The 23,790-nt window shown below is 34.0% G+C and carries 25 protein-coding genes, 1 tRNA gene and 1 pseudogene; 3 read left to right on the top strand and 24 right to left on the bottom strand.

Translation table 11 applies throughout. The features are described 5' to 3' along the window. Window positions 1–76 precede the first annotated feature (76 nt). Window positions 77–943, top strand: coding sequence for a DMT family transporter (locus J5G60_RS06485; RefSeq protein ID WP_150357092.1), 867 nt, complete (start codon window positions 77–79; stop codon window positions 941–943). Between the two features lie 141 nt (window positions 944–1,084). After that, window positions 1,085–1,221: pseudogene (locus J5G60_RS19185) on the top strand (NAD(P)-dependent oxidoreductase); the annotation flags it as partial. 118 nt (window positions 1,222–1,339) lie between these two features. Here J5G60_RS19185 and J5G60_RS06480 read toward each other — a convergent pair. The 5 genes from J5G60_RS06480 to J5G60_RS06460 all read right to left on the bottom strand — a co-directional run bounded on the left by J5G60_RS06480 (window position 1,340) and on the right by J5G60_RS06460 (window position 6,680). Continuing rightward, window positions 1,340–1,436: transfer RNA gene (locus J5G60_RS06480), tRNA-Sec, on the bottom strand. A gap of 167 nt (window positions 1,437–1,603) precedes the next feature. Continuing rightward, a complete protein-coding gene (gene selB / locus J5G60_RS06475) occupies window positions 1,604–3,511 on the bottom strand; it encodes a selenocysteine-specific translation elongation factor (protein ID WP_150357091.1) in 1,908 nt (635 codons plus the stop codon). Window positions 3,512–3,556: 45 nt separating this feature from the next. Continuing rightward, on the bottom strand, window positions 3,557–4,939 hold the full coding sequence (selA, locus tag J5G60_RS06470) for an L-seryl-tRNA(Sec) selenium transferase (protein ID WP_150357090.1): 1,383 nt from the start codon (window positions 4,937–4,939) through the stop codon (window positions 3,557–3,559). Window positions 4,940–4,967: 28 nt separating this feature from the next. Beyond that, on the bottom strand, window positions 4,968–6,014 hold the full coding sequence (gene selD / locus J5G60_RS06465; RefSeq protein ID WP_150357089.1) for a selenide, water dikinase SelD: 1,047 nt from the start codon (window positions 6,012–6,014) through the stop codon (window positions 4,968–4,970). 48 nt (window positions 6,015–6,062) lie between these two features. Beyond that, the gene (locus J5G60_RS06460; RefSeq protein WP_150357088.1) at window positions 6,063–6,680 is read right to left on the bottom strand and encodes a helix-hairpin-helix domain-containing protein; all 618 of its coding nucleotides are present in this window, start codon (window positions 6,678–6,680) and stop codon (window positions 6,063–6,065) included. A gap of 179 nt (window positions 6,681–6,859) precedes the next feature. Here J5G60_RS06460 and J5G60_RS06455 point away from each other — a divergent pair, with 179 nt between their 5' ends. Next, window positions 6,860–8,083: a D-alanyl-D-alanine carboxypeptidase family protein gene (locus J5G60_RS06455; protein WP_150357087.1), complete on the top strand. Its 1,224-nt coding sequence runs from the start codon at window positions 6,860–6,862 to the stop codon at window positions 8,081–8,083. Window positions 8,084–8,205: 122 nt separating this feature from the next. Here the strand turns inward: J5G60_RS06455 and J5G60_RS06450 are convergent, their stop codons facing one another. From J5G60_RS06450 to J5G60_RS06360, 19 genes are all read right to left on the bottom strand, one after another. After that, a complete protein-coding gene (locus tag J5G60_RS06450; protein ID WP_150357086.1) occupies window positions 8,206–9,105 on the bottom strand; it encodes an RluA family pseudouridine synthase in 900 nt (299 codons plus the stop codon). Window positions 9,106–9,208: 103 nt separating this feature from the next. Beyond that, window positions 9,209–9,589 (bottom strand): RidA family protein, encoded by a 381-nt coding sequence (locus tag J5G60_RS06445; RefSeq protein WP_150357085.1) that lies wholly within the window; start codon window positions 9,587–9,589, stop codon window positions 9,209–9,211. Between the two features lie 125 nt (window positions 9,590–9,714). After that, complete coding sequence (gene yqeK, locus J5G60_RS06440; protein ID WP_150357084.1) at window positions 9,715–10,290, bottom strand: bis(5'-nucleosyl)-tetraphosphatase (symmetrical) YqeK; 576 nt, start codon at window positions 10,288–10,290, stop codon at window positions 9,715–9,717. Window positions 10,291–10,322: 32 nt separating this feature from the next. Next, window positions 10,323–10,934, bottom strand: coding sequence for a nicotinate-nucleotide adenylyltransferase (gene nadD / locus J5G60_RS06435; protein ID WP_150357083.1), 612 nt, complete (start codon window positions 10,932–10,934; stop codon window positions 10,323–10,325). Window positions 10,935–10,959: 25 nt separating this feature from the next. Continuing rightward, on the bottom strand, window positions 10,960–12,234 hold the full coding sequence (gene obgE, locus J5G60_RS06430; protein WP_150357082.1) for a GTPase ObgE: 1,275 nt from the start codon (window positions 12,232–12,234) through the stop codon (window positions 10,960–10,962). An 83-nt stretch (window positions 12,235–12,317) separates the two neighbouring features. Next, window positions 12,318–12,620 carry a 50S ribosomal protein L27 gene (gene rpmA / locus J5G60_RS06425; protein ID WP_150357081.1) on the bottom strand — a complete coding sequence of 101 codons (303 nt, stop codon included), beginning with the start codon at window positions 12,618–12,620 and terminating at the stop codon, window positions 12,318–12,320. Window positions 12,621–12,624: 4 nt separating this feature from the next. Continuing rightward, the gene (locus tag J5G60_RS06420) at window positions 12,625–12,951 is read right to left on the bottom strand and encodes a ribosomal-processing cysteine protease Prp (protein ID WP_150357080.1); all 327 of its coding nucleotides are present in this window, start codon (window positions 12,949–12,951) and stop codon (window positions 12,625–12,627) included. Between the two features lie 3 nt (window positions 12,952–12,954). Continuing rightward, window positions 12,955–13,269: a 50S ribosomal protein L21 gene (gene rplU / locus J5G60_RS06415; protein ID WP_150357079.1), complete on the bottom strand. Its 315-nt coding sequence runs from the start codon at window positions 13,267–13,269 to the stop codon at window positions 12,955–12,957. A gap of 143 nt (window positions 13,270–13,412) precedes the next feature. After that, window positions 13,413–14,852 carry a ribonuclease E/G gene (locus J5G60_RS06410; protein WP_150357078.1) on the bottom strand — a complete coding sequence of 480 codons (1,440 nt, stop codon included), beginning with the start codon at window positions 14,850–14,852 and terminating at the stop codon, window positions 13,413–13,415. A 31-nt stretch (window positions 14,853–14,883) separates the two neighbouring features. Continuing rightward, entirely contained in the window at window positions 14,884–15,597 is a 714-nt protein-coding gene (locus J5G60_RS06405) for a TIGR03936 family radical SAM-associated protein (RefSeq protein ID WP_150357077.1), read from the bottom strand. Next, complete coding sequence (locus tag J5G60_RS06400) at window positions 15,566–17,419, bottom strand: TIGR03960 family B12-binding radical SAM protein (protein WP_150357076.1); 1,854 nt, start codon at window positions 17,417–17,419, stop codon at window positions 15,566–15,568. The genes J5G60_RS06405 and J5G60_RS06400 overlap by 32 nt, the downstream gene beginning before the upstream one ends. 142 nt (window positions 17,420–17,561) lie before the next feature. After that, window positions 17,562–18,419 carry a M50 family metallopeptidase gene (locus J5G60_RS06395; protein ID WP_150357075.1) on the bottom strand — a complete coding sequence of 286 codons (858 nt, stop codon included), beginning with the start codon at window positions 18,417–18,419 and terminating at the stop codon, window positions 17,562–17,564. Between the two features lie 18 nt (window positions 18,420–18,437). Then, complete coding sequence (locus J5G60_RS06390; RefSeq protein ID WP_229981037.1) at window positions 18,438–18,881, bottom strand: endopeptidase; 444 nt, start codon at window positions 18,879–18,881, stop codon at window positions 18,438–18,440. Window positions 18,882–18,959: 78 nt separating this feature from the next. Then, complete coding sequence (gene mgsA / locus J5G60_RS06385; RefSeq protein WP_150357074.1) at window positions 18,960–19,325, bottom strand: methylglyoxal synthase; 366 nt, start codon at window positions 19,323–19,325, stop codon at window positions 18,960–18,962. 15 nt (window positions 19,326–19,340) lie between these two features. Next, window positions 19,341–20,462 carry a rod shape-determining protein RodA gene (gene rodA, locus J5G60_RS06380; RefSeq protein ID WP_150357073.1) on the bottom strand — a complete coding sequence of 374 codons (1,122 nt, stop codon included), beginning with the start codon at window positions 20,460–20,462 and terminating at the stop codon, window positions 19,341–19,343. Window positions 20,463–20,538: 76 nt separating this feature from the next. Further along, window positions 20,539–20,805: a cell division topological specificity factor MinE gene (gene minE, locus J5G60_RS06375; RefSeq protein ID WP_150357072.1), complete on the bottom strand. Its 267-nt coding sequence runs from the start codon at window positions 20,803–20,805 to the stop codon at window positions 20,539–20,541. A gap of 12 nt (window positions 20,806–20,817) precedes the next feature. After that, on the bottom strand, window positions 20,818–21,615 hold the full coding sequence (minD, locus tag J5G60_RS06370; RefSeq protein ID WP_150357071.1) for a septum site-determining protein MinD: 798 nt from the start codon (window positions 21,613–21,615) through the stop codon (window positions 20,818–20,820). Window positions 21,616–21,806: 191 nt separating this feature from the next. Beyond that, entirely contained in the window at window positions 21,807–22,745 is a 939-nt protein-coding gene (locus J5G60_RS06365; protein WP_150357070.1) for an AEC family transporter, read from the bottom strand. Window positions 22,746–22,766: 21 nt separating this feature from the next. Continuing rightward, complete coding sequence (locus J5G60_RS06360; RefSeq protein ID WP_150357069.1) at window positions 22,767–23,435, bottom strand: GntR family transcriptional regulator; 669 nt, start codon at window positions 23,433–23,435, stop codon at window positions 22,767–22,769. Window positions 23,436–23,790: the final 355 nt, after the last annotated feature.

Raw genomic sequence — 23,790 nt, 5'->3', positions numbered from 1 at the left:
TTTTTATATAGAGATATTTATTTTATAATTAGTCTGTAGACATTTTAAAAATAAAACTTTTTAGGGGGAAACGGAAATGAACGCTAAACTCAATATTATCACATCCATGCTTATATTTGGAAGTATTGGTGTATTTGTAAAAAATATAAACTTACCCTCTGCAGAACTCGCCTTTTTCAGATCTTTTATTGGAAGCTTATTTTTAGTCTGCGTGTGTTATCTCACAAAGAAAAAAATCTCCTTTCAATCAATAAAGCAAAATCTCCTGCTTCTTCTGATATCAGGAACAGCCCTCGGATTAAACTGGATTTCGCTGTTTCAGGCTTACAAGTACACCACAGTATCCATTGCAACTCTCAGCTATTATTTTGCTCCTGTGTTTGTAATAATATTATCTCCCCTGATTCTCAGGGAAAAGCTTACACCGCTCAAAACCGGATGCGTTATTATGGCACTTGCAGGACTATTTTTAATTCTCAATACTGGCAATAATGCCGCAACAGCAGGATCCTATAATCATTTAAAAGGAATATCTTACGGAATTTTGGGTGCAGTCCTTTATGCCAGTGTGATTTTAATGAATAAATTTATTAAAAATTTATCAGGTTTTGAAACCACGCTGATCCAGCTTATAACAGCAGCTGTAGTACTGCTGATCAGTATACTTTATAAAAACAACATCCATATTGGCGAGATAAGTCATAAGGCCTTGGTTTTTATATTTATAGTAGGTATTTTACATACAGGCATAGCCTATTTACTTTATTTTACCTCTATAAAAAAATTAGATGGACAATCTATAGCCATCTTAAGCTACATAGATCCAATTTCAGCTGTATTTATTTCTGCCATATTTTTAGGTGAAACTATGACACTTATTCAAATAATAGGAGGTCTCCTTATTTTAGGCTCAACATTTTTAGGTGAAATTATAAAAAATTGAGCTACTTATTCCCGATTTTTATGCTACATTACCTCTGTCTCTGCCCATATCCATATTTAGGTTACAAAACTCAATGTAGAAAAACCCCAATAGCTTTTCCACCTCATCATCAATCTGTTCAACCTGGTCTTGAATATATGTGGAGATTCGATTATAAATACAGCTTCAATTGTAGCTTACCAAGGCACCAAGGCCATAATTTACTCATCGATTATTCAGCTACAAAGGGAGCTATTGTCAGCCTTATGCGTTCGTTAGCACTTTCACTGGTATCTAAATGGCATTCGAAGTACAAAAAGGATACTTTCACAATATTTCCATTGTAAAAGTATCCTTTTAAATCCCCATAAATATATAATCAAATCAAGTAAATTCAATGGTTTTAGTAGTATAAGCTGGCGGGAATATGTGGGAATCGAACCCACCCGTCGTGGTCTTAGCACGGCAACACGGTTTTGAAGACCGGCAGGCACACCAGCACCTATCTACTCCCATTGAAAGCACAAGTATTATTATAGGTGAAATGCTGTTATAATGTCAACAAATTAATGAAATAGTAATCTATAAAATAATTTTATACATTTCATAAATATTTTATATAAGTACTTTCATCTTTACTATAACCTCAATGTATTAATTACATACAGCATTTTCCGGATATTAGTAAAGAATTCTCTCGTCATCCACTCTTTTCGTAAGTTTTATGCCATCAAAATGTTCCATAAGTATTGTGGCATATTTTCTGCTAGTATTTAATTCATCCCTCAGTTGGGCAAGGGACATACTTCCCCGGGTCTTTATAAAATTTATTACGACATTTTTAGCCAATTCATAGTCTTTAGATAAAAACCAACAATTTTCTCCAACTTTTACTATGTCCCCATCCTCCACCAGGGATTCAAATACCATTTCGAAATTTCTCTTGTCACCGCAGCCAGCTTCCAATTCCAGATATTTAGGCGGAATAAATCCACTTTTATTGAATTGAAATAGTATATTTTCTCTAATTTTATTCTGTGCCGGAGTATATTCCACCTTGAAATTCTCTAGGGATATGAAATTTCCATAAAGTTTTATTTCATTTCTACCCTTCAGCAATTCTATTATATAGTCATATATTTTCTGCTTTATTTTATTTCCAAATACCCTGTTTTTAATCTCTTCTTTAGACATACCCCTTTTTAAAGGATTTTTACTGTGAAAATCCTTTAAAATGCCCTGCAGCATTTCAACCTTTTTATCTAAAAAGTCCCTGTGAATATATACTGGTTTATCGCCTTTGTTCAGCACTGCTATGGACTCATTTTCCATAAGTTTTTTCAGTTCCTCCTGAATATTATCATCCTTTTTCCCAATAGCCTTCAATATTTCCTCTTTTCCGGGATAAGTGCTGCTTAAATTTTTAATTGTATTTTCAAGTATGCTTTCAGTTTTCCCACTTTCCTTTAATTTCAATTCTTCTACATAATCCATATTGAATCTCTTGGCTTTTCTGGCCACTGGCTCTATTATAGTACCTCCACCTATGGTATACATTGGGGAGTAGCTTCTTATTACAAATCTGTCATTTCTCTGGGATGTAAGCTGTTTTTCCAGTCTGAGCTGGACATAAGCTTCCTCACCTGGATTTACTTTCTCACGGTCAAGTATTACCACTCTGCATATAATTTCACTGGTACCATGATACAATCGCACCCTCTGTCTATTTTCCAAAGGTCTTGAAGCACTTTTAAGATAGTATAATTTACAATCCACCATAAGGGAAGGTTCCATAAAATTTTCTACAGACACCACATCTCCCCTGTCTATATCAGAGGTTTTAACATTTGCTACGTTTATTGCACACCTTTCACCTGCTTCTGCTTCTCTCACCTGCTGTCCATGGACTTGTATTCCCCTTACCTTGGATTTTATTTTTGAGGGATATATTTGTACGTTTTCCCCTTCTTTAATTTTTCCACTAATTATAGTTCCCGTTACAACAGTTCCAAATCCGCTCACTGAAAATACCCTGTCTACAGGAAGCCTGAAATGACCGACAGTATCTCTGGCAGGTACAACATCTGTAAGCCTATCTATATCCTCTATTAGAGAATCCAATCCCTCTTTTGTTTTCGAGGAAACTTTATGAATGGGAACGTCCTCCAGAAAAGTTCCTTTAAATTCATTTTTTACATCTTCCACTACCATTTCCAGCCAGTCCTTGTCAACTAAATCAATTTTAGTAATTACTATAATGCCCTTATTTACATTTAACAGCTGAAGTATTTCAAAATGCTCTCTAGTTTGGGGCATTACTCCTTCATCTGCTGCAATGACCATAAGCACTAGATCTATTCCACTTACTCCCGCCAGCATATTTTTTATAAACTTTTCATGGCCCGGTACATCTATAATTCCAGCTCTCTTCCCGGAGGGCAAGTCAAAAAAAGTAAATCCAAGGTTTATGGATATCCCTCTTTCTTTTTCTTCTTTCAAGGTATCGGTTTCTCTCCCCGTGAGAGCCCTTATGAGTGTAGTTTTACCATGATCTATGTGACCTGCTGTTCCTATTATAATGTGCTTCATACAAATTCCCTCCAAACTTAAACCGATAAACACAATACAAGAGTTTTACAAATCTGCGAATTCATTTACCAAAGTATCAAAATCTTTGTCTAATATAGTTCTTAAATCCATTACAACTTCGTCATTAGCTATACGTACAATTACGGGAATATCAGCCCTTCTCAATTTCCTATCTACTTCCTCGGGAGATATTCTATTACTTCTGGTCCTGATTACATAAGTTGGTATCTTTTCTTCAGGCATGGAACCACCGCCTACCATTGAATAGTCACTATCCACAGTGAACTTGAAATCAGGCACTCTCTGCTCCAACTTTTCTTTTAAGATCTGCGCCCTGCTTTTCTGATTCTCACTGCTGCTGAGCATCATGTACAGAGTGGGAATATTTCTTACAGCTTCTTTTTCATCTACATAATAATTAAGAGTAGCTTCAAGAGCGGCAAGAGTCATCTTATCCACTCTTAAAGCTCTTAAAAGCTGATTTTTTTTCATCTTGTCTATATACTTCTTTTTCCCCACAATTATACCCGCCTGAGGTCCTCCCAGCATTTTATCGCCGCTGAAGGTAACTACATCTATACCGCTCTTTATACTTTCCTGCACTGTAGGTTCATGGCTAAAACCATATTTGGAAAAGTCTATAAGAGTGCCGCTGCCTATATCTTCAATAACTGGAATTCCCTTTTCTGCTGCAAGCTCAGACAGATCCTCTGAAGATACTTCTGCCGAAAATCCAATTACTTTAAAATTAGAGGTATGCACCTTCATAAATACGCCTGTATTCTCATTTATGGCATTTTCATAATCTTGAATATGTGTCCTGTTGGTAGTTCCCACTTCCACAATAATGGAGCCACTAAATTTCATAACTTCCGGTATTCTAAAAGAACCTCCAATTTCCACAAGCTGTCCTCTAGATACTACAGCTTCCTTTCCATTACACATGGTATTTAGAACCAGCAGTACTGCAGCAGCATTATTATTGACGACCAATGAGCTCTCTGCACCTGTAACCCTTTTAATTATTTCTTCCACGTGTTTATACCTTGAACCTCTGGTGCCGCTTTCCAGATTATATTCTAAATTGCTGTAACTGCTAGATACATTAATTACATTTTTTAAAGCATTTTCACATAAAAGAGACCTGCCTAAATTAGTATGTATAATAACCCCCGTAGCATTTATCAGTCCCTTAAAATTCGATTCCTTTTTTTTATCAACTATTCTTTTAAATTTTTCAAGTATTTCTTCTTCTGAGAAATCCTCTATCTTTTCCTGTAAAATGAGATTCCTGTAAAAATCTATGGACTCCCTGAGTGAATTCATCACAAGTATTCTCATAGTATCAGCCAACTCAACTTTTACAACTTCATGATCCAGAAGTTCATCAATTTTAGGAAGCTTTCTCAACAGCTTATTTTTCTCCAAATTACAACCTCCTTATACAACTCCAATTTTACTCTACAATTATATATTTCTTGCCTTGCAAAGGTACAATTTCACCTATTATGGAAGGCTTTATCTCCAGCCCACATGTTTCATTCATGATTTTATAAGCTTCACTTTCAGAACACGTAAAGAGGAGGCCTCCTGAAGTTTGCGGATCAAATAGTATATCTTCCATCCATCCTGGAATATTTTTTATACTGTATTTGCCTTCTATATATTTCCTGTTTTTATATGCACCTGCAGGAACAATTCCCATCTCCGCATATCCTTTAGCTTCACTTATATACGGAATTTTATTCCCATAAAGTTTCAAGGTTACATCAGACGCAGATGCCATTTCATAGCCATGGCCCATAAGTCCAAAACCAGTTATATCCGTGCAGGCGGTTATATTATATTTTGTTATTATCTCTCCTGCATATTTATTCAACGTGGACATTATTTTAACTGCCTTATCATAAGCATTGTCGGATACAATTCCACCTTTTATGGCGGTATTTATTATGCCCGTACCAACGGGTTTGGTCAATATTACCTTATCTCCTACTTTACACCCATAATTTCTGAGTATTTTATCGGGATGCACCAGCCCCATAACTGACAGTCCAAATTTAGGTTCATTGTCATCTACCGTATGACCCCCTATTACAACAGCTCCAGCTTCAATAACCTTATCTGCCCCTCCCTTTAATATTTCCCCCAGTACATCCACTGAAAGACAGGAAGGGAAACAGACTATGTTAAGCGCCACTTTAGGCTTACCGCCCATGGCATATATATCACTGAGAGAATTTGCTGCAGCAATTTGTCCAAAAGTATAGGGATCATCCACCACTGGAGTAAAAAAATCAAGAGTTTGAATTACTGCTGTTTCCTGATTTAATTTATATACTGCGGCATCATCTGAAGTCTCTATTCCAACTATTAAATCTTTATCTTCTATTTTAGGTAGTTTACCTAATATACTCGAAAGAGTCCCCGGCTCTATTTTTGCAGCTCATCCTGAAGTCCTCGTAAGCTCAGTCAATCTTTTAGCCACACTCGCCACCTCCATTCTCCACTACAATTATATAATATCTTACAATATTTTTGAATAAACAATCTATCTTACATCTATTTTATCTCTCATTTTATCAAGAGTTTTGTCACCTATTCTATCTATTTTCTTCAAATCTTCCACAGAAGCAAAATCTCCATTCTGTTCTCTGTAATCCATTATTTTTTGTGCAGTTATGTCCCCTACACCGGGTATGGTTTTAAGTTCCTCTTTAGATGCCCTGTTTATATTTATTTTACCATCACTGCCTATTTGACTTTCAGATAGTGCTGAAGAATTAGGGCCTCCAGAGGTATTGCCTATTTTACTATCTACATATATATAATCCTCGTCTTTTAATTTTTTAGCCAAATTTAACCTACAGCTGTCAGCTTTATCTGTAAAACCACCTGCTGCCTTTACCAGGCTTTCCACTCTACTATTGTCTTTCAGCTTATACACTCCTGGATTCTTAACCTGTCCATTTATATAAACAGTTATCTCTTTGGAATAATTGTCATCCCCAGTTTCATTGGAATCCTTAGAAGTAGCTCCCTCTTCAAATATATCCCTGCTGTTCTCATCGATTTTTACTGGTCTAGAATTGATGTATCCCACTATGAGGAATACAAAAAATACAGCCAAAATCACAACGGAGCCTATTATCTTTTTCTTATTTTTCATCTTATTATATCTCCTCCTCCAATATCAAACTTAAAACTCATTGTACTCTTAAAGCAGCTGTAATTTGCATTAAAATATATTTAAGTTTATAATTTAGATTATTGACAGTTTCAAAAAATTTTTGTCACTTATATTATTTTTTTGTATACTGTCTAAAGACAATTTCAAAGGAGGAAAAAATGAAAAAAACAATTACATTTATATTACTGTTTTTGCTTATCTGTTCAGGCAGCTCATATAATGTTTATGCTAAAGAAACACCTCCTTCTGTTTCTGCTGACAGCGCAGTTGTATTAGATGCAGCAACCGGTGAAATTCTGTATGCTAAAAATCCCGATTCTGCTTATCCACCGGCATCTACCACCAAAATAATGACTGCTCTATTGACATTGGAAAATACAAACTTAGATGACAAAGTAGTAATCGGTAACAACCCACCGGCTGTAGAGGGAACCAGATTGGGCCTTTTTCCGGGTGAAGAGTTGACCGTCAGGGATCTACTATATGGATTGTTATTGGCCTCTGATAACGATTGTGCTGAAGCACTAGCAGAACACATCAGCGGCTCACTGCACAAATTTGCAGCAAAAATGAACACCAGGGCAAAAGAGTTAGGAGCAAAAAACACCAATTTCATAAATCCCACTGGATTGTTCAATGAAAAACACAAAACTTCTGCAAGAGATCTATCTCTTATAATGAGGGAGTTACATAAAAATCCTGAATACTCAAAAATTGCCACCTCTATATCCTATACCATTCCACCTACTAATAAGTCCAGCAAGCCAAGAACTGTGTGGAACGAAAATAAGCTTGTGCAAAAACAATCTATGTATTACTACAGTGGGTGCCAGGGCGGTAAAACAGGTTACACAATTCAATCACTCCACTCATATACTGCGGTAGCTACAAGAAATGGCGAAACACTAATCGTAGCTTTAGTTCACGATAAAAATAAAACTTTTTTTCCAGATTCAATATCTTTATTTAATTTTGGATTCAACAACTTTCAATTGGTAAAACTGTATTCAAAGGGAGATTTAGTTACAACCTATAACAAAAATAAACTTTCTGTCCCTCTAATTGCAGATTCTAATTTTTATTATGTAAAGGAAAAAGGTGATAAAGCCCTTCCCCATTTAAGTATTAAAAATGAAAATCTGTCCTTTAAACTTTTTAAGGTAGGGGATGTAGTAAGTAGTGCTGATATCTACTTTAAAGGAAAAAATATAGGAAAGTTAAACCTTTCAAGCGGCATCAGCCATGATGAAAAACAGATATTGAATTCAGATATTATTGAAAACATAATAATAAGGAATAAATATGCAATTCCAGTTGTAATAGCACTGTTAGTCGTAATAGCTATCTTTACTGTAAAAAAAATATATACTCTAAGTAAATGATTTTTTATATCAGATTATTTGTGAATTCAAATGGAATTTACTTATGAAAAATATGCAGAAAATAAAGCATTATATTATATACGATAAGTTGAAGTTTAAATGTTTAAAAATAGCTAAAAGCTTCAACTTATTTTTTCTATCAAATTCATGATATCCCGGGGTATATCAGATTCCAGTTCCATTATCCTGTTCCCCCTTGGATGCGGGAATTTGAGCCTATAGGCGTGAAGTGCCTGTCTTTTTATATACTGACTATCATCTTCTGTACCGTACAGTGTATCTCCATACAGTGGATGGCCTAAATAACTCAGATGAACTCTGATTTGATGGGTTCTGCCAGTTTCTAAAGTAATCCTCAGCAATTGATCATTTTTAAAATTATCTATTACCTTGTAACGGGTTATACTTCTCTGCCCTCTTTCATCTACCACTCTCTTTATGCCAGTTTTTTCATCCCTGTATATAGGTAAATCTATAATTCCTTCATCATCTTCCATTTTTCCATGGATAACAGCTATATAGCTTTTTTCAAAATCTTTGCACTTCATATCTCTTGCCAGACACATATGCGCAAATTGATTTTTTCCAACTATTATAAGGCCTGAAGTACCCATATCCAACCTGCTCACCAATCTAACTATGCAATTTTCACCTTTCTCTCTAAAATAGTAAACAATCCCATTAGCCAGAGTACCATTGGGATAGTTCCTGGTAGGATGAACTACTATACCGGGTGGTTTGTTCACAACTATTATGTCCTTATCCTCATATACCACCTGTATATCCATTTTTTCGGGTGATATATTTTGGGATTCTTCTTTTATAAGATTCAGTGATATGTTTTCTCCTACCTTCACTATATGATTTAACTTTACTCTTCTATTATCTATTTCCAGTCTTCCACCCAAAGCCGCCCCCTTTATAAGCCTGCTGGAAAGCTTTTGCACCTTTTTTAAATATGCTCTTAATTTCAATCCCTCTTCTCCCGTTTTTACTTTAAATACTATTTTATTTTCGTCCACTATAATATTCCTTTCTACATTGATGCTGCCTTGATACAAAATGAAATTTAATATTCAAAGAGTGAACTTTTAAAAGTTCACTCTCTCTTCAAATATGTTCTATTTAATCTACCAATGCTATTACTTCGACTTCAACTAATGCATCCTTTGGAAGTTTCACTTCCACACAAGATCTTGCTGGCATATCTTTCTGAAAATATTTTGCATAAACCTCATTTACAGCTGCAAAGTCTGACATGTTCTTTACATATACAGTAGTCTTCACAACCTTGTCAAAGGATGTTCCCGCTTCTTTAAGTAGAGCTTTTATATTTTCAAGTGATCTTTCAGTAGCTTTTTTTACATCCCCTGAAACCAACTCTCCTGTTGCAGGATCCAATGGAATTTGTCCCGATGTAAATAAAAAGTTCCCAACCTTAACAGCCTGTGAATATGGACCCACAGCTCCAGGTGCCTTTTTTGTACTTATTATGTTCTTCTTCATAATAAAACCTCCTAAAATCTAATTAATAAAATATATCAAAAATAATGTTCTTCAATACAACAACACTATTATATCAAATTTTTGTCCTCTGTGTTAAATATTTTTATAAAATTACATTTACGAATTTATTTATGCAAAGTTCTGTAAATTAAATAATTTCTTCCTTCAATTGTGTCTATATGTAGCAGCTGATTCCTTGCTATAACAACTTCTATAGTATTGTTAAAGGCATCCAGCATGGCAGCATTTAAATCCACAAGAGCTTTTTCCCTAAGTTTATCCACTCCTGGAAAATCTCTTAGAGGCTCTATATAATCCGAAATATATATTATCTTTTCCAAAAGATTCATATTCTTCTTACCTGTAGTATGATATTTTATGGCATTTAACACTTCTTCATCATAAATCCCCATAATATTTTTTGCTATTATGGCAGCAATACTACCGTGTAGAAGCTGAGGATTAGCTCTTGTTATTTCATCTATACATATATTATTTTGATCTGCTATATTCAATATCTCTTCATTTGACATGTATTTGGCACAATCATGAACAAGCCCTGCCATTCTTGCCTTTTCAACATCGGCATTATAGATTTTTGCCATCTTTACAGCTGTATCTCTTACACTCAGACTGTGATCAAATCTGCTTTTTTTAAGTTTTTCTCTTAAATACTCTATAATCTGTTCCTCATTCCACATCACTTATCACTCCAAAATTAAAATTATAAACATTACTTGTAAAGTCCAAATTTTTCAATAATATCAGAAACATTTTCCGGCAAAAGATAATCCACTCTTCTTCCCTCTCTTATGCTGTTTCTTATATTAGTAGACGAGATATCCAAAAGAGGTGCATCCAGATATATGACTTCAGTAGAATATCTGTCTTCAATCTTTTTCTTTTGTTTTCTTATACTCTCCATAGTAAAGGCTGGAAAGTTCGGTCTATTAAATACAATAAATTGGCACAGCTTAAATATGTCTTCTACTTTATTCCAATTTTGAATATCCATCAAACAGTCCATACCGGTAAGAAAATACCATTGAGTATGTTTTTCCAGGTTATTAAAATATTCTAATGTATTATAGGTATAGCTTAAATTTGGCCTATTTATTTCATAATCACTTACAGTAAATTTACTTTCTGATTTAATGGCATCTTTTACCATATTGTACCTTAATAAAGCATCCGTTATATCTTTTTTTAATTTATGAGGTGGATTACCCGTTGGCATAAATACTATCCTATCCAGCTTGAGCCTGTAAAGTGCCTCATAGGCTATGTGTATATGTCCAATGTGTATTGGATCAAAGGTTCCTCCAAAAATAGCTTTTTTAATCATATGTCTCTCCCCATTTGTTTATAAATTACATGACATAATCAAATTCAAAATCATTGAGTCTTACTACATCTCCGTCTTTAATTCCTTTATTCTCTAACTCCTCAATAACTCCTTTATTTTTCAATACCTTGTAGAAATATCTCAATTCATCAGGATCATTTACGTTTACACTATCAAGCAGCCTGTCAACAAAACTTCCCTCAACTATATAGACATTTCCCTCTTTCCGTACGTTATAAGTAAATTTCTTTTCCTCCGGTACAAATCTATCCTCTTCATTTATTTCTATATCTACAACAGGTATAGAAACAAGCATCTTTGCTGTTTCCTGCATAAGCTCTTTTATCCCACTCATTGTAGCACAGGATATCTTAAAAACTTTAGTATATCCAAGTTTTTTAAGTTCATTTTTAAAATTCTCAAAGGACTTATCATCATATAACATATCCGCTTTATTTGCAGCAATTATCTGAGGTCTATCCCAAAGTTTTACATCATATTTTTTCAACTCATCATTTATTTTAACAAAATCATCAACGGGATTTCTTCCTTCTATCCCAGATATATCAACTACATGTATGAGAACCCTGGTTCTTTCAATATGTCTCAAAAATTCTGTTCCAAGTCCTACACCTTCTGCTGCCCCTTCAATTATACCTGGTATATCGGCCATTACAAAACTTTTAATTCCCGGTACATCAACCACCCCAAGATTAGGTGATAACGTTGTAAAATGATAATTGGCAATCTTAGGTGTTGCTTTAGTAACTACTGACAAAAGAGTGGATTTACCTACATTTGGAAAGCCTACAAGACCTACATCAGCTAATATTTTCAATTCAAGACCTATATATCTTTCCTCACCCGGCATTCCCGGCTCAGCAAAATTTGGTGCCTGTCTTATGGAAGTAGTAAATCTTACATTTCCTCTGCCGCCTTTTCCGCCTCTTGCCACTAAACACCTGTCACCGGCATGAGATAAATCAGCCATTATTTTGTTGCTACTCACATCTTTTACAACCGTGCCCAGAGGAACTTTTATATAAAGATCTTCTCCGTTTTTTCCAGAGCACTTTGAACCAGAACCATTTCCACCTTTTTCAGCCGCATATTTTTTTCTATATGCAAAATCCAGCAGTGTAGTCATATTAGTATCCACTATAAGTACAACATTTCCACCTTTTCCACCGTCACCACCATCTGGACCTCCAAGGGGAACATATTTTTCTCTTCTAAAAGATACGGCTCCGTCTCCACCATCGCCAGATCTTACAAATATTTTAGCTGTATCCACAAACATTTCAATTCACTTCCCTTCTGTACTTATATTTATACCTGCGAGTTTTAAAAAAGCATCCTTTGCCAGGATGCCTTAATAAAACACTATTCAGCTACCAATTCCTCTACCTCTACAGGGTATACACTTGCTTTCTTTTTAGTCTTTCCCATTCTCTCATATCTAACTACACCATCAATTTTCGAAAACAGTGTATCATCAGATCCTCTGCCCACATTATTTCCCGGATGAATCTTAGTTCCTCTCTGCCTCACCAATATATTGCCGGCCAAAACGAACTGTCCATCTGCAGATTTAACTCCAAGTCTTTTGGATTCACTGTCCCTACCGTTTCTTGAGCTGCCCACTCCTTTTTTATGGGCAAACAGCTGAAGGTTCATAATCAACATACAACTACACCTCCTTAACTTTTACACTTATATATTTACTAAACTTAATTTCTATACTTTTTAAAGCAAGCAACATAGTTTCCACGAGTACCTGACATTTTATGAGGTCCTCTTTTTTCATACCCTCCAGTGAAAAACTTAGAAATCCTTCCTCCATGGAATAATCAAGCTCTAATTTCAATACTTCCGTTATTCCAATTACAGTACCTTGTGATATGGCAGAAACAGCACTGCAAACCAGATCATATCCTTGTTTTGGCCACCCTGCATGACCCTGAAGTGAAACTGAAACTAAATTGCCAGATTTTTTTTCAAATACTGCCTTAATCATAATTTATGCATCGATCTTTTCAATCTGTAATTTTGTATAAGGCTGTCTATGCCCCTGCTTTCTTCTGTAATCTTTCTTGGCCTTATACTTGAATACTATTATCTTCTTGGATTTTCCCTGTGCCAAAATTTTAGCGCTCACTTTGGCTCCCTCAACTACAGGTTTCCCAATAACCACTCCTGCATCATCCTTATTTACAATAAGCACTTTGTCAAGTTCAACAGTTGAATCCACTTCACCATCTAATTTTTCAACGTAAACAACGTCTCCTTCTGAAACTTTATACTGTTTTCCTCCAGTTGCTACAACTGCATACATTTAAAACACCTCCTCAATCCAGTCTCGCCTAAAAGGTATATGTAAAATATTCACCTACATAGTTTATAAAACCTTTTTTGAGCGGTCTACAGGTGTCATTTTAACACATATATATTTTTTTGTAAAGTTTTTTAGATTGGTTTTTAATTCACCTTAAACATTCTAAATTTATTCAGCTGACTGTCAAATACAAGTGGTTCCAATCTATAATAGGATGCTTTATCATCATAAGTAATATATACTCCCATTCTCTCGGCACCTATATTTTTCACAAACCCACTGATATCTTTTTCTACAGAATCTCTATAATATGAACCAATTTGAATATGAATATTTTTTACACCTTTCCCCTCATTCAAATTCAAAATTTCATCTCTAATGAGTAAAGTGATATAGGACAATTTTAGCTTTTTGCCAGTCCCACTGCAGCATACACAATTTTCCTCTATATAATCATATATTGGCTTTCCTTTTCTTTTTCTAGCTATTTGCACCAAATTCAATTCCGTGAAACCATATATTACAGTTTTATTCTTATCATCTAGAAATCCACTCTCCAGCTTATTCAACACTTTTTTTCTATTATACTCTTCATCCATATCTATAAAATCTATTAAAATTATACCATTTAAATTTCTAAGTATTACCTGCCTAGCAATTTCCTCCGCAGCCTGCAAATTTGTAACTAACACGGTTTTGGCCATAGCACTGCCCTTTACATTTTTGCCAGAATTGACATCTATTACGAACATAGCTTCTGTTCTATTTATGATTATGTAGCCGCCGCAATTTAATTCTACCCTGCTGTTTATCAATTTGAGTATTTCTTTTTCCAGATTATAAGCTGAAAATAAATTCATTTTACCGTCATACAAAATCATCTCTGCATCCACATTACTTACATATTTTAAAAATTCTTCTGTATAAGAGTAGTCCTCTTCCTCATTTAAGTATATTTTAAGTCTGCTGTCATCTAACTTATCTCTTAGGGTTTCCCCAAGTATTCCACCACTTTCAAATATCAGTCCTGGCTTCAAGAAATACATACCTTTCTTTTTTACATCACCATAACATTTGTACAAATTATTTATCTCATCGTTTATAACATCTAATTTCACATTTTGGGCATCGGTTCTTATCATGAGACCTATATTTTCAGGCAGTTTAACATTTTTTTCTATTCTCTTTTTAAAATCCGCATCATTTATTTTTTTGGAAAATCGTATACTATTTCCATAATTATATAGAACACAATATTTGCCCGGTATACCTATGTCTTTTACAACCTTAGCTCCCTTTTTCCCATAGCTTTCTTTGACAACCTGAACCATAATTTTCTGTCCTTTTTTCAAATTGAGATTCTTAAACTTACTATCCATGTACATATAAGCATTTTTACCACACCCTATATCTATAAAAGCACACTTTATAGCAGAAATTATGTTCTTCACTACACCGTTATATATATTTCCGGGGTAGGCACCGCCATTTTGCTCCTCCATAAGACATTCTTTCAAAATTCCCTCTTCTCTTATAATAATTCTTAGGAGCTCTACACTCCTTTCAATAAATATTTCCCTCAACCATAATCCTCCCTTTTAAAATTATTCTCTATCATATATGTTTTACATATTCATAAAGAGGAATAAGGTCCTCCTTTATTTTTCCATACATTTCTTTTCTAATTATGCTGACAAAATGCTCCATATTTGCATTTTCTGTATTATGCTGTATGAAATGAACTAAAAGCTGTGGAGATAAATTTTCCATACTTCCACAGGAAATCAAGACATGAAGAAGCAATCTATTGCCCTGGACAGTATACTCCATACTTTTTACAAATTTTCTAATATCAACCCTGTCTTCTCCTCTTTTGGTCCTCTTTAAATCATACCAGTGATCCATGTCCATTAAATCATCCATATTTTTTTCCAATCTGTCAGTATTGTTATATCCCATATTTATCAGATACTCAGCTGCACTTATTTGTGCCATGGATTTGAACACCTTTTTATTTTCAGCCCTTTTTACTTTATTGACCTCCAGTATTTCCACTCCTCTAGGTGCACTGTCATTTAACTTTTTCATAATCTCGTCTACTGAAATCTCCCTTTCCAGATACAAATCCATATATTCTCCAGTAGAATAAATTCCCACTGAAAGAGGCTGTGCTATGGACATATTTATATGGGGATTAAATCCCTTTGAATATTCTGCAGGTATTCCGGATCTTCTTATCATTCTCTGCAGGGCCCTCATTAAATCCAGGTGTCCTATAAATTTTATATCTTCACCTTTACTGAATTTTATTAAATACTGCTCCCTCAAAACATTTCCCTCCCAAATTAACGCTGACACCGCAGTTTTTACATCCAAGTCTACAATCTGGAGTTACACGTGCATTTTTGGCTTTTTCATTTTCCTCTATTAAAAAACTTTTATCAACTCCTGTATCTATAAAATCCCAGGGAAGTATTTCCTCATAACTTCTATCTCTATAAGCATAGAAATCCCCATCTACACCACATTCTTCGAAGGCCTTCTCCCATATATGAAAATTAAAATACTCCGACCAGCTGTCAAATTTAGCTCCCTTTTCATAGGCTTTTATCAATACATTACACACTCTTCTATCTCCCCTGGCAAACACAGCTTCTAAATAGCTGAGAGGGGTTTCATGCCAATTATACACTATGTGCTTACTCCTTATAGATGTCCTTATCGTTTTTATTTCCTCCTTTACATCCTTCATGGATATTTGGTGTACCCATTGAAAGGGTGTAAATGGCTTAGGTACAAATATAGATGTACTCACATTTACTTTAAGTCCCTTTTTCCTCATCCCTCTTGGAATCCTATAATATTCTTCTACCACCTTTTCGGATAAATATGCTATTCCCTTTATATCCTCCATGGTTTCATAAGGAAGCCCTATCATAAAATACAACTTTATAGTAGACCAGCCAGATTTAAAGGCGCTGCTCACACACTCCATCAAATTTTTTTCCGTAACTCCTTTATTTATTATATCTCTCATTCTCTGACTTCCTGCTTCAGGTGCAAAAGTAAGTCCGGTTTTTCTGACTTTTTGTATTTCATTTATAAGTTCCACAGAAAAAGAATCTATTCTGAGAGAAGGCAGTGAAACTCCAATCCTATTTTCTGAATATTTCTCAATAAAATTATAGATGAGATTTTTCAAATCTGAATAATCACATATACTCAAGGATGTAAGCGAAACTTCTGAATAGCCTGTGCTCCTTATAAGTTTATCCACCTGTTCCAATAATTTAGGAGCACTTTTTTCTCTTACAGGTCTGTATATCATGCCAGCCTGACAAAATCTACATCCTCTTGTACATCCTCTAAAGGTTTCCAGAACTATCCTGTCATGTACTATGTCAGTAAATGGTACTACAAGTTTGTCTGGATAATCTGCTTCATTGAGGTTCTCCACTATCCTCTTAGTTACTTTAGCAGGTACATCTTTATAAACGGGTTCAAAGCCCTTTATAGTACCATCCTCATTATAACTTACATTATAAAGTGATGGGACATAAACTCCGCCTATATGACATACTTCCCTTAAAAACTTCAATTTACTGCCCTTATATTTTTTATAGAAATCCATGATTTCATTTATCTGTTCTTCCGATTCACCTATGGCAAATAAATCCGCTATATCCCAAAGAGGTTCTGGATTATATGCACAAGGTCCACCGCATATAACTATTGGGTCATTTTCACCTCTTTCAGAGGCCCTGATAGACAATCCTGCAAGATCAAGCATATTTAAAACATTTGTATAACTCATTTCATATTGAAGGGTAAATCCTATAAAATCAAAACTTGATATTGAATCTTTACTTTCCAGACCGTATAAATGTATATTATTTTTTCTCATAAGTTCTTCCATATCAGGCCAGGGTGCAAAAACCCTCTCACAATAAGTGTCATTTCTTTCATTTAATATGTAATAGAGTATCTTCATCCCAAGGTGGGACATTCCTACTTCATAGACATCGGGAAAGCAAAACGCAAATCGGATATCCACCTCATTTTTGTCCTTTATATAGGAATTTATTTCCCCGCCAGTATAACGGGCAGGTTTTTCCACTTTAAACAATATGTCGTCAGAAATTCTATTCATGAATAATCCTCCTCTTAGATATCATCCCTATATTTTAGCATAAGCATACACAATTTAAAACCCAGGGAATAAAAACAAAGTCCAAAGTTCAAACTCTAATATCTAAATTAAGTTCGAACTCTGAACTTTGAATATGTCTGTCTTAGGAATCATCCGTTTCACTTATTTTGATAAATTCCTCTATAGTCATGTTTCCATATGACTTCAAAGCTTCTATTATTTCCTCTTCATAGATTACATCCACTACATTCATCTCTTCATCCAACACCATAAATATATTGTATTTGCTTTTATCAAACAGACCCATTGCAGTAAGCAGGTCCTGCTTATGGTATATGGATATATTCCTGTTTTCAATGTAACCCCTCTTTATAAATTTATATTTTTTCTTTACAATGTCTCCCATTATTATATATGACACCCTCTCACTTTCTTTTAAAGATGACATTACTATAAGTACCCCTATTATTCCAATATTAAAATTACTATTCCCGTTGAGAAATAATAATATATAAAAAAACATAAGTACTATTCCTATAAATACACTTGAAACCATCATTATCTTATTTGCCTTTTTATAGGTTATTTTTAAATTCAATATACTTCTAAGTATTCTTCCTCCATCCAGAGGAAAAGCCGGGATCAAATTAAATAAGCCTATGACTAGATTTATAGAAAAAAGCATATACCACAGGCTTGAGTTAAAAATTTGATATATATAATAAAAAAATATACTTAAGATCAGATTGGCAATTGGTCCGGAAGCTGAAATTATCAAGTCCTCTTTCGGAAATGCCTCATCTATATCCTTAAGCCTTACAACCGCTCCCACAGCTATAAATTCTATGTCAAATCCCGAGAATTTATAATATCTAGCTGTAAAATAGTGAACCATCTCATGGAAAAAAACTACTATAAATGTATAAATAAGCTGTCCTTTATAACCTATGATAATTAAAAACACTACATAGGGAATAAAATATTTACTCATCCTAATCACAGAAATACCTCTTAAAACTTAATCTTTTTCATCTATTCTAAGTTGTTCAACTACATCTTTAACTCTATCTCCAATATAATTCACATTTATATTTTTCAGCTGAGCTTTCAATTTACTATAATCATAATTTTCATTGACAATCTTTTTAGAATAATTGTATACATTTTTACTTTGAGAATTCGAAAGCAGTTTACAGGTTGTAATAAATACAAATAAAATTAATACCCCAGCTAAATCCCTTATAATTCTTTTAGTTAAATAATTTGTTCTCTTAGTACGGGAATTACCTCTATCATACAGTCTGCTGCGATAAGGCGAATAATTCAATTTCCCTTTCAGGGAATTATAATACTTTTCATATTCTGAATCATAATGCCCCATCTTAAAACCCCCTTTTGAAATACACATATTTAATATATATTTAAATATAGTCTCAATTATGACTACATCCACTTTACTCATCTATTAACTTCCCTATAATTTCAACAAAATAAAAGGATTTAACACCAAAACCAAAGAGTTTCAGTATTAAATCCAACTTTACCTTTTTAAAGCTTTTACAAATACCTCTGCTGATCCCAAGTTAGTGGCCAGTGGTACACAGTGGACATCACAGATCCTAAGCAGTGCCGAAATATCCGGTTCATGCGGTTGAGCAGTAAGCGGATCCCTTAGAAATATAACTATATCCATTTCTCCCTGGGCCACTCTCGAACCTATCTGCTGATCCCCGCCCATAGGACCTGAAAGGAATCTATGTACCTTTAAACCAGTCATTTCACTTATCAATTTTCCAGTAGTTCCTGTAGCAAAAATTTCGTGATCTTTAAATACATCTTTATATCTTTTTACAAAATCCACAATATCATCTTTTTTCTTGTCATGCGCTATAAAAGCAATTTTCATAATATACTTATCTCCCTAAAAATTAATTTTCTTTCTTCTCATACCTATATTTAAGATCAAAGACAATTCTATAAAAGCTGATAGAATGGAACTACCTCCATAACTCATAAAGGGAAGAGTAATACCGGTTATAGGCAGCAAGCCAACTGTCATACCTATGTTTTGAAAAATTGAGAACAGAATGGTAGATATTATTCCTATACACACCATAGTTCCAAAAATATCCTTGGATTCTTTAGCTATTTTTATAGCCCTGTACACTATAATTATGTAAAATATTATCAGCGCCAGACATCCTATAAGGCCCCATTCTTCCCCTACTACAGCAAATATAAAATCAGTATGGGATTCCGGAACATACCCCCCTGAAATCTGAGTACCTTTCAAAAAACCCTTTCCCAAAATCCCCCCTGAGCCAATTCCTATCTTTGACTGTGTAACCTGAAGCGAAAAAGATTGCTGATATTTCTCAGGATTAAATAAAGATACTATTCTCATCTTTTGATAATACTCTATAAGCGATGACTTCCAGGCAATTGTTCCCAGAGTAAAGAGTCCCAAAAATCCTCCCAATATAACTTTAAAATTCAATCCCGCTATAAAATATATCCCAAGAACGGCAAAAAAACACACCATAGTCATTCCCATGTCAGGCTGGCTTATAATCAAAACCACGGGAATAAGGGCATATATTGTAAGTTTAGCAATATTTTTAAAATTATTAATTTTTCCTTCCATGTCATCCAGCTGTTTTGCCAGCATCAATATAATTCCAACTTTAGCAAACTCAGAAGGCTGCATGGAAATGCTCCCAATCCTAATCCATGAAGATGCTCCATTTACAGTGTATTTAAAAAACGGGATACAATTAAGTACAAGCAGAAATACACCAAACCAGTAGATTAAAGGAGCAAGATCTTTTATAACAGAATAATCTATTAAAAGCAACAAATAAACTAAAATAAGTCCTACGGCTATCCAGATAAGCTGTGTCTTCAAATAATATGAACCATAGCTTACATGAGATGCGCTGTAGATATTCAAGCTGCCAAATAAACATATAATTATAACAGTAGTAATTATAGGAAAATCAAGTTCTTTTAAAAGTCTTCTGCTTATGGTAAATTTTTCAAGCATTTTATATATCCCTCCAGTATAACTATAATGATTATACCACAGGGAAATAAAAAAACTATGTATAAATTATCAATAGTTATCTGTTATTTTTAACCTTTTTTATAGGTATACTAGCCACTAAAGCAGCTGAATTCCCCTTTATTTCCTCTGGGGTTGTCATCTTCACATCTATTTCCGAGCAATCTATTTCCATATATTTTGAGAGCACTTTTAATATATCCTCTTTTATGCTTTTAAGTACTTCTTCAGACATATAACACCTGTCATGTATCAATATTAATCTCAGTCTTTCCTTGGCTACATTCTTAGAAGACGATCTGGAGAATATTTTAAATAAGTCCATTGTCTTACCTCCCTATTTAATACCAAATAATTTTTTTATAGATGAAAAAAGACTTTCTTGTCCAACACTCAAATCCATCATAGGTACTTTTTCTCCTGTAATTCTTCTGGATATATTTCTAAAAGCTTGTCCTGATATAGCTTTATCATTTAGTACTATCGGCTCTCCTCTGTTGGTTGAAACTGTTATATTTCTATCATCTGGTACTACTCCTATGAGTTTTATAGCCAAACTATCTAATATATCATCTACATCCAGCATATCCCCACTTTTTGTCATCTTATAATTCAGTCTGTTTATTATAAGCTGATGATCTTCCAATCCTTTAGAATCAAGTTTCCCTATGACCCTATCAGAATCTCTGACAGAAGTCACTTCAGGATTCACTACGATAAGTGCCCTATCTGCGCCTATTATGGCATTTTCAAAACCATGTTCAATTCCAGCTGGACAATCTATTATCACATAGTCATATTCTTTTTTCAATTCATAGATCAAGTTCATCATCTGCTGAGGACTCACATCCTCCTTATCCCTGGTCTGTGCTGTAGGCAGAAGATAAAGGTTTGTCAATCTCTTATCTCTTATAAGAGCCTGTTTTAATTTACATTTATTTTCAACTACATCCAATAGAGTAAATACAATTCTATTTTCAAGACCCATGAGCACATCTAAATTCCTGAGTCCCGTATCTCCATCTACTACTACAACACTTTTCCCCAAAGCAGCTAGTCCAGTACCTATATTAGCCGTAGTAGTAGTTTTACCTACCCCGCCCTTACCTGATGTTACTACAATTGCTTCTCCCATTACACTGCCTCCTTTAAATCACTCAATCAACTGAATATCGATTTATATAAACAAATAATCCTTTGTAAATAACCAAGCAATAAAACTCTTTATAAAACATTATACTAAATGTAGTAAAAATAATCTATAATATTTATCGAACTTTCGCTTTCCAAAATAAGTACCTATTTGTTATAAATCACACAATTTACTTAATTTAATATTAACATGTATGTGGGGATAACTAGCAAGCTCGCAATAGTTGTTATAACCGTATTCACTGTAGCATACTTGTAATCTGCATTATAGCTTCTTGAGACTATGGCCGTATTTGTCATAACGGGCATAGCAGCCTGAATCACAAATACATTTTTCATAAGCATGGGGACAGTTGAGCCGTGACATAATAAAAGCATTACCACCGGACAAACAAAAAACCTTCCAACAATTATCGCCAGCACATCTTTCCCTAGTTTTAACTCTTTAAAATTGACAAAATAAATAGTTATACCTATAAATATCATGGCTAAAGGAGTAGTTAAATTTCCAAAATATTTACACGTATCCATGAGGAATTTGGGAAGACGAATGTTCAGCAACACCAATACAGCTGCCAATATGAAACTTATCAGTGGTGCCGACATGATCCTCTTCAGTGTATTAACTGAAAATATCTTAGCAGTACCATCTTGTCCATCTCTGCTTATTTCATAGGCACCGATTGTCCAAAAAAATGCAGTATTAGCTATATAATACAGTAAAACATCAGGTATACTCTTTGTCCCAAACAAGGCCATGTTCACCGGCAGGCCAATGAATATGGAATTGGATACAAAGAACATAGATCTAAAGGTGCCAATTCTGCCTTTTTTAACTTTGATGACTTTAGAAATTATCACTGCAATTACATAACAAATTGCCATAGAGACAAATGGGATATACAATCCTTTTGCCATGGTAATCAATTTATCTTTATTAAAATTTTCCTCAAATTGGGATATCATGAGACATGGAATAGCTAAATTGCAGACCAATTTTGAAAAAGTCTTCGAAACTTTTTGATCAAGCCATTTCTTACGACATAAAAAATACCCTGTAGAAACCATTAAAACTATACTCAATACACTTTCCAATGCAGTTAAAATTATCATTTTATACTCTCCTTGTCAATATTAAATAGCCAAAACTTTTTTTAGATGTTCTAAATCATTAGCCAGATGTTCATCCATAACCTGAGCAGCCATTGATTCATCTCTTTGTTTAATAAAGTTGAATATTTCAAGGTGATATTTATAAATATCCATTCTACGCTTATATCCATATACATCTATAAATCTGTAAAAGTAAATAAGGGATTTTAAATCATCACTCTGCTTTTGAAGTCTGCTATTTTGGCTAAAGCAGAGAATTAAATTATGAAATTTAGAATTGAGCAAAACAATGGTTTTTTCGTCGGTATCATGAAAACGCCTTATATTTTCCTCAGTCCTCATCAACACATCTTCAATCTTATCCAGATCATCCTGGCTTGCTCTAACTGTAGTTAATCTGGCGGCCATTGATTCTAAAGCACGGCGGCATTCATAAATATCTTCAATATCTCTTATAGTTGGCTTGTATACTGTAATTCTAGATTTATTATCAATGCATAAAAGTCCGTCTTTTTCCAGAGAACGTATGGCTTCTCTTACAGGACTTCTGCTGACTTGAAATTCAGCTGCAAGTTTCGACTCATAAATTCTTTCCCCTGGTTTAAAAATACCATCAAAAATCATTTCTTTTATATTTTTATAAACCTGATTGTAATATGAAACTGGTTGTTTTATTTTGTAAGTATCCATTATTTCCTCCTTTAGCAATAAAATCTACGGTATACTGTCGACATTATTTTAGTATATGCTTCAAGCACAGATAAATCAAGCTGCTGATTGTAAAAGCAATTAAAAATCATACGTAAAATAAGCACCCTAAATGACAGATGCTTATTTTACAATACAATTAAAGGAAACCCAATTTTATAAAGAGTCCATTGGTGGTTGCATTTAAATTTACCGTGCCCTGCAACCACAGACACTAATCATAGATTGAATTTAAAAAAGTTGGAAATTCAACTAACATTATTATACATGTAAATTATTAGTATTTCAAGTACTAATTTCTAAATTATTAAAATATATCCAATTAAAAGCTAAATTT

Origin of the sequence: Clostridium sp. HV4-5-A1G (assembly GCF_900184915.1) — a bacterium.
Lineage (GTDB): Bacteria > Bacillota > Clostridia > Clostridiales > Clostridiaceae > Clostridium_B > Clostridium_B aromativorans.
The sequence above is the reverse complement of the archived record's forward strand: the minus strand, read 5'-3'. Positions and strand labels throughout refer to the sequence as shown.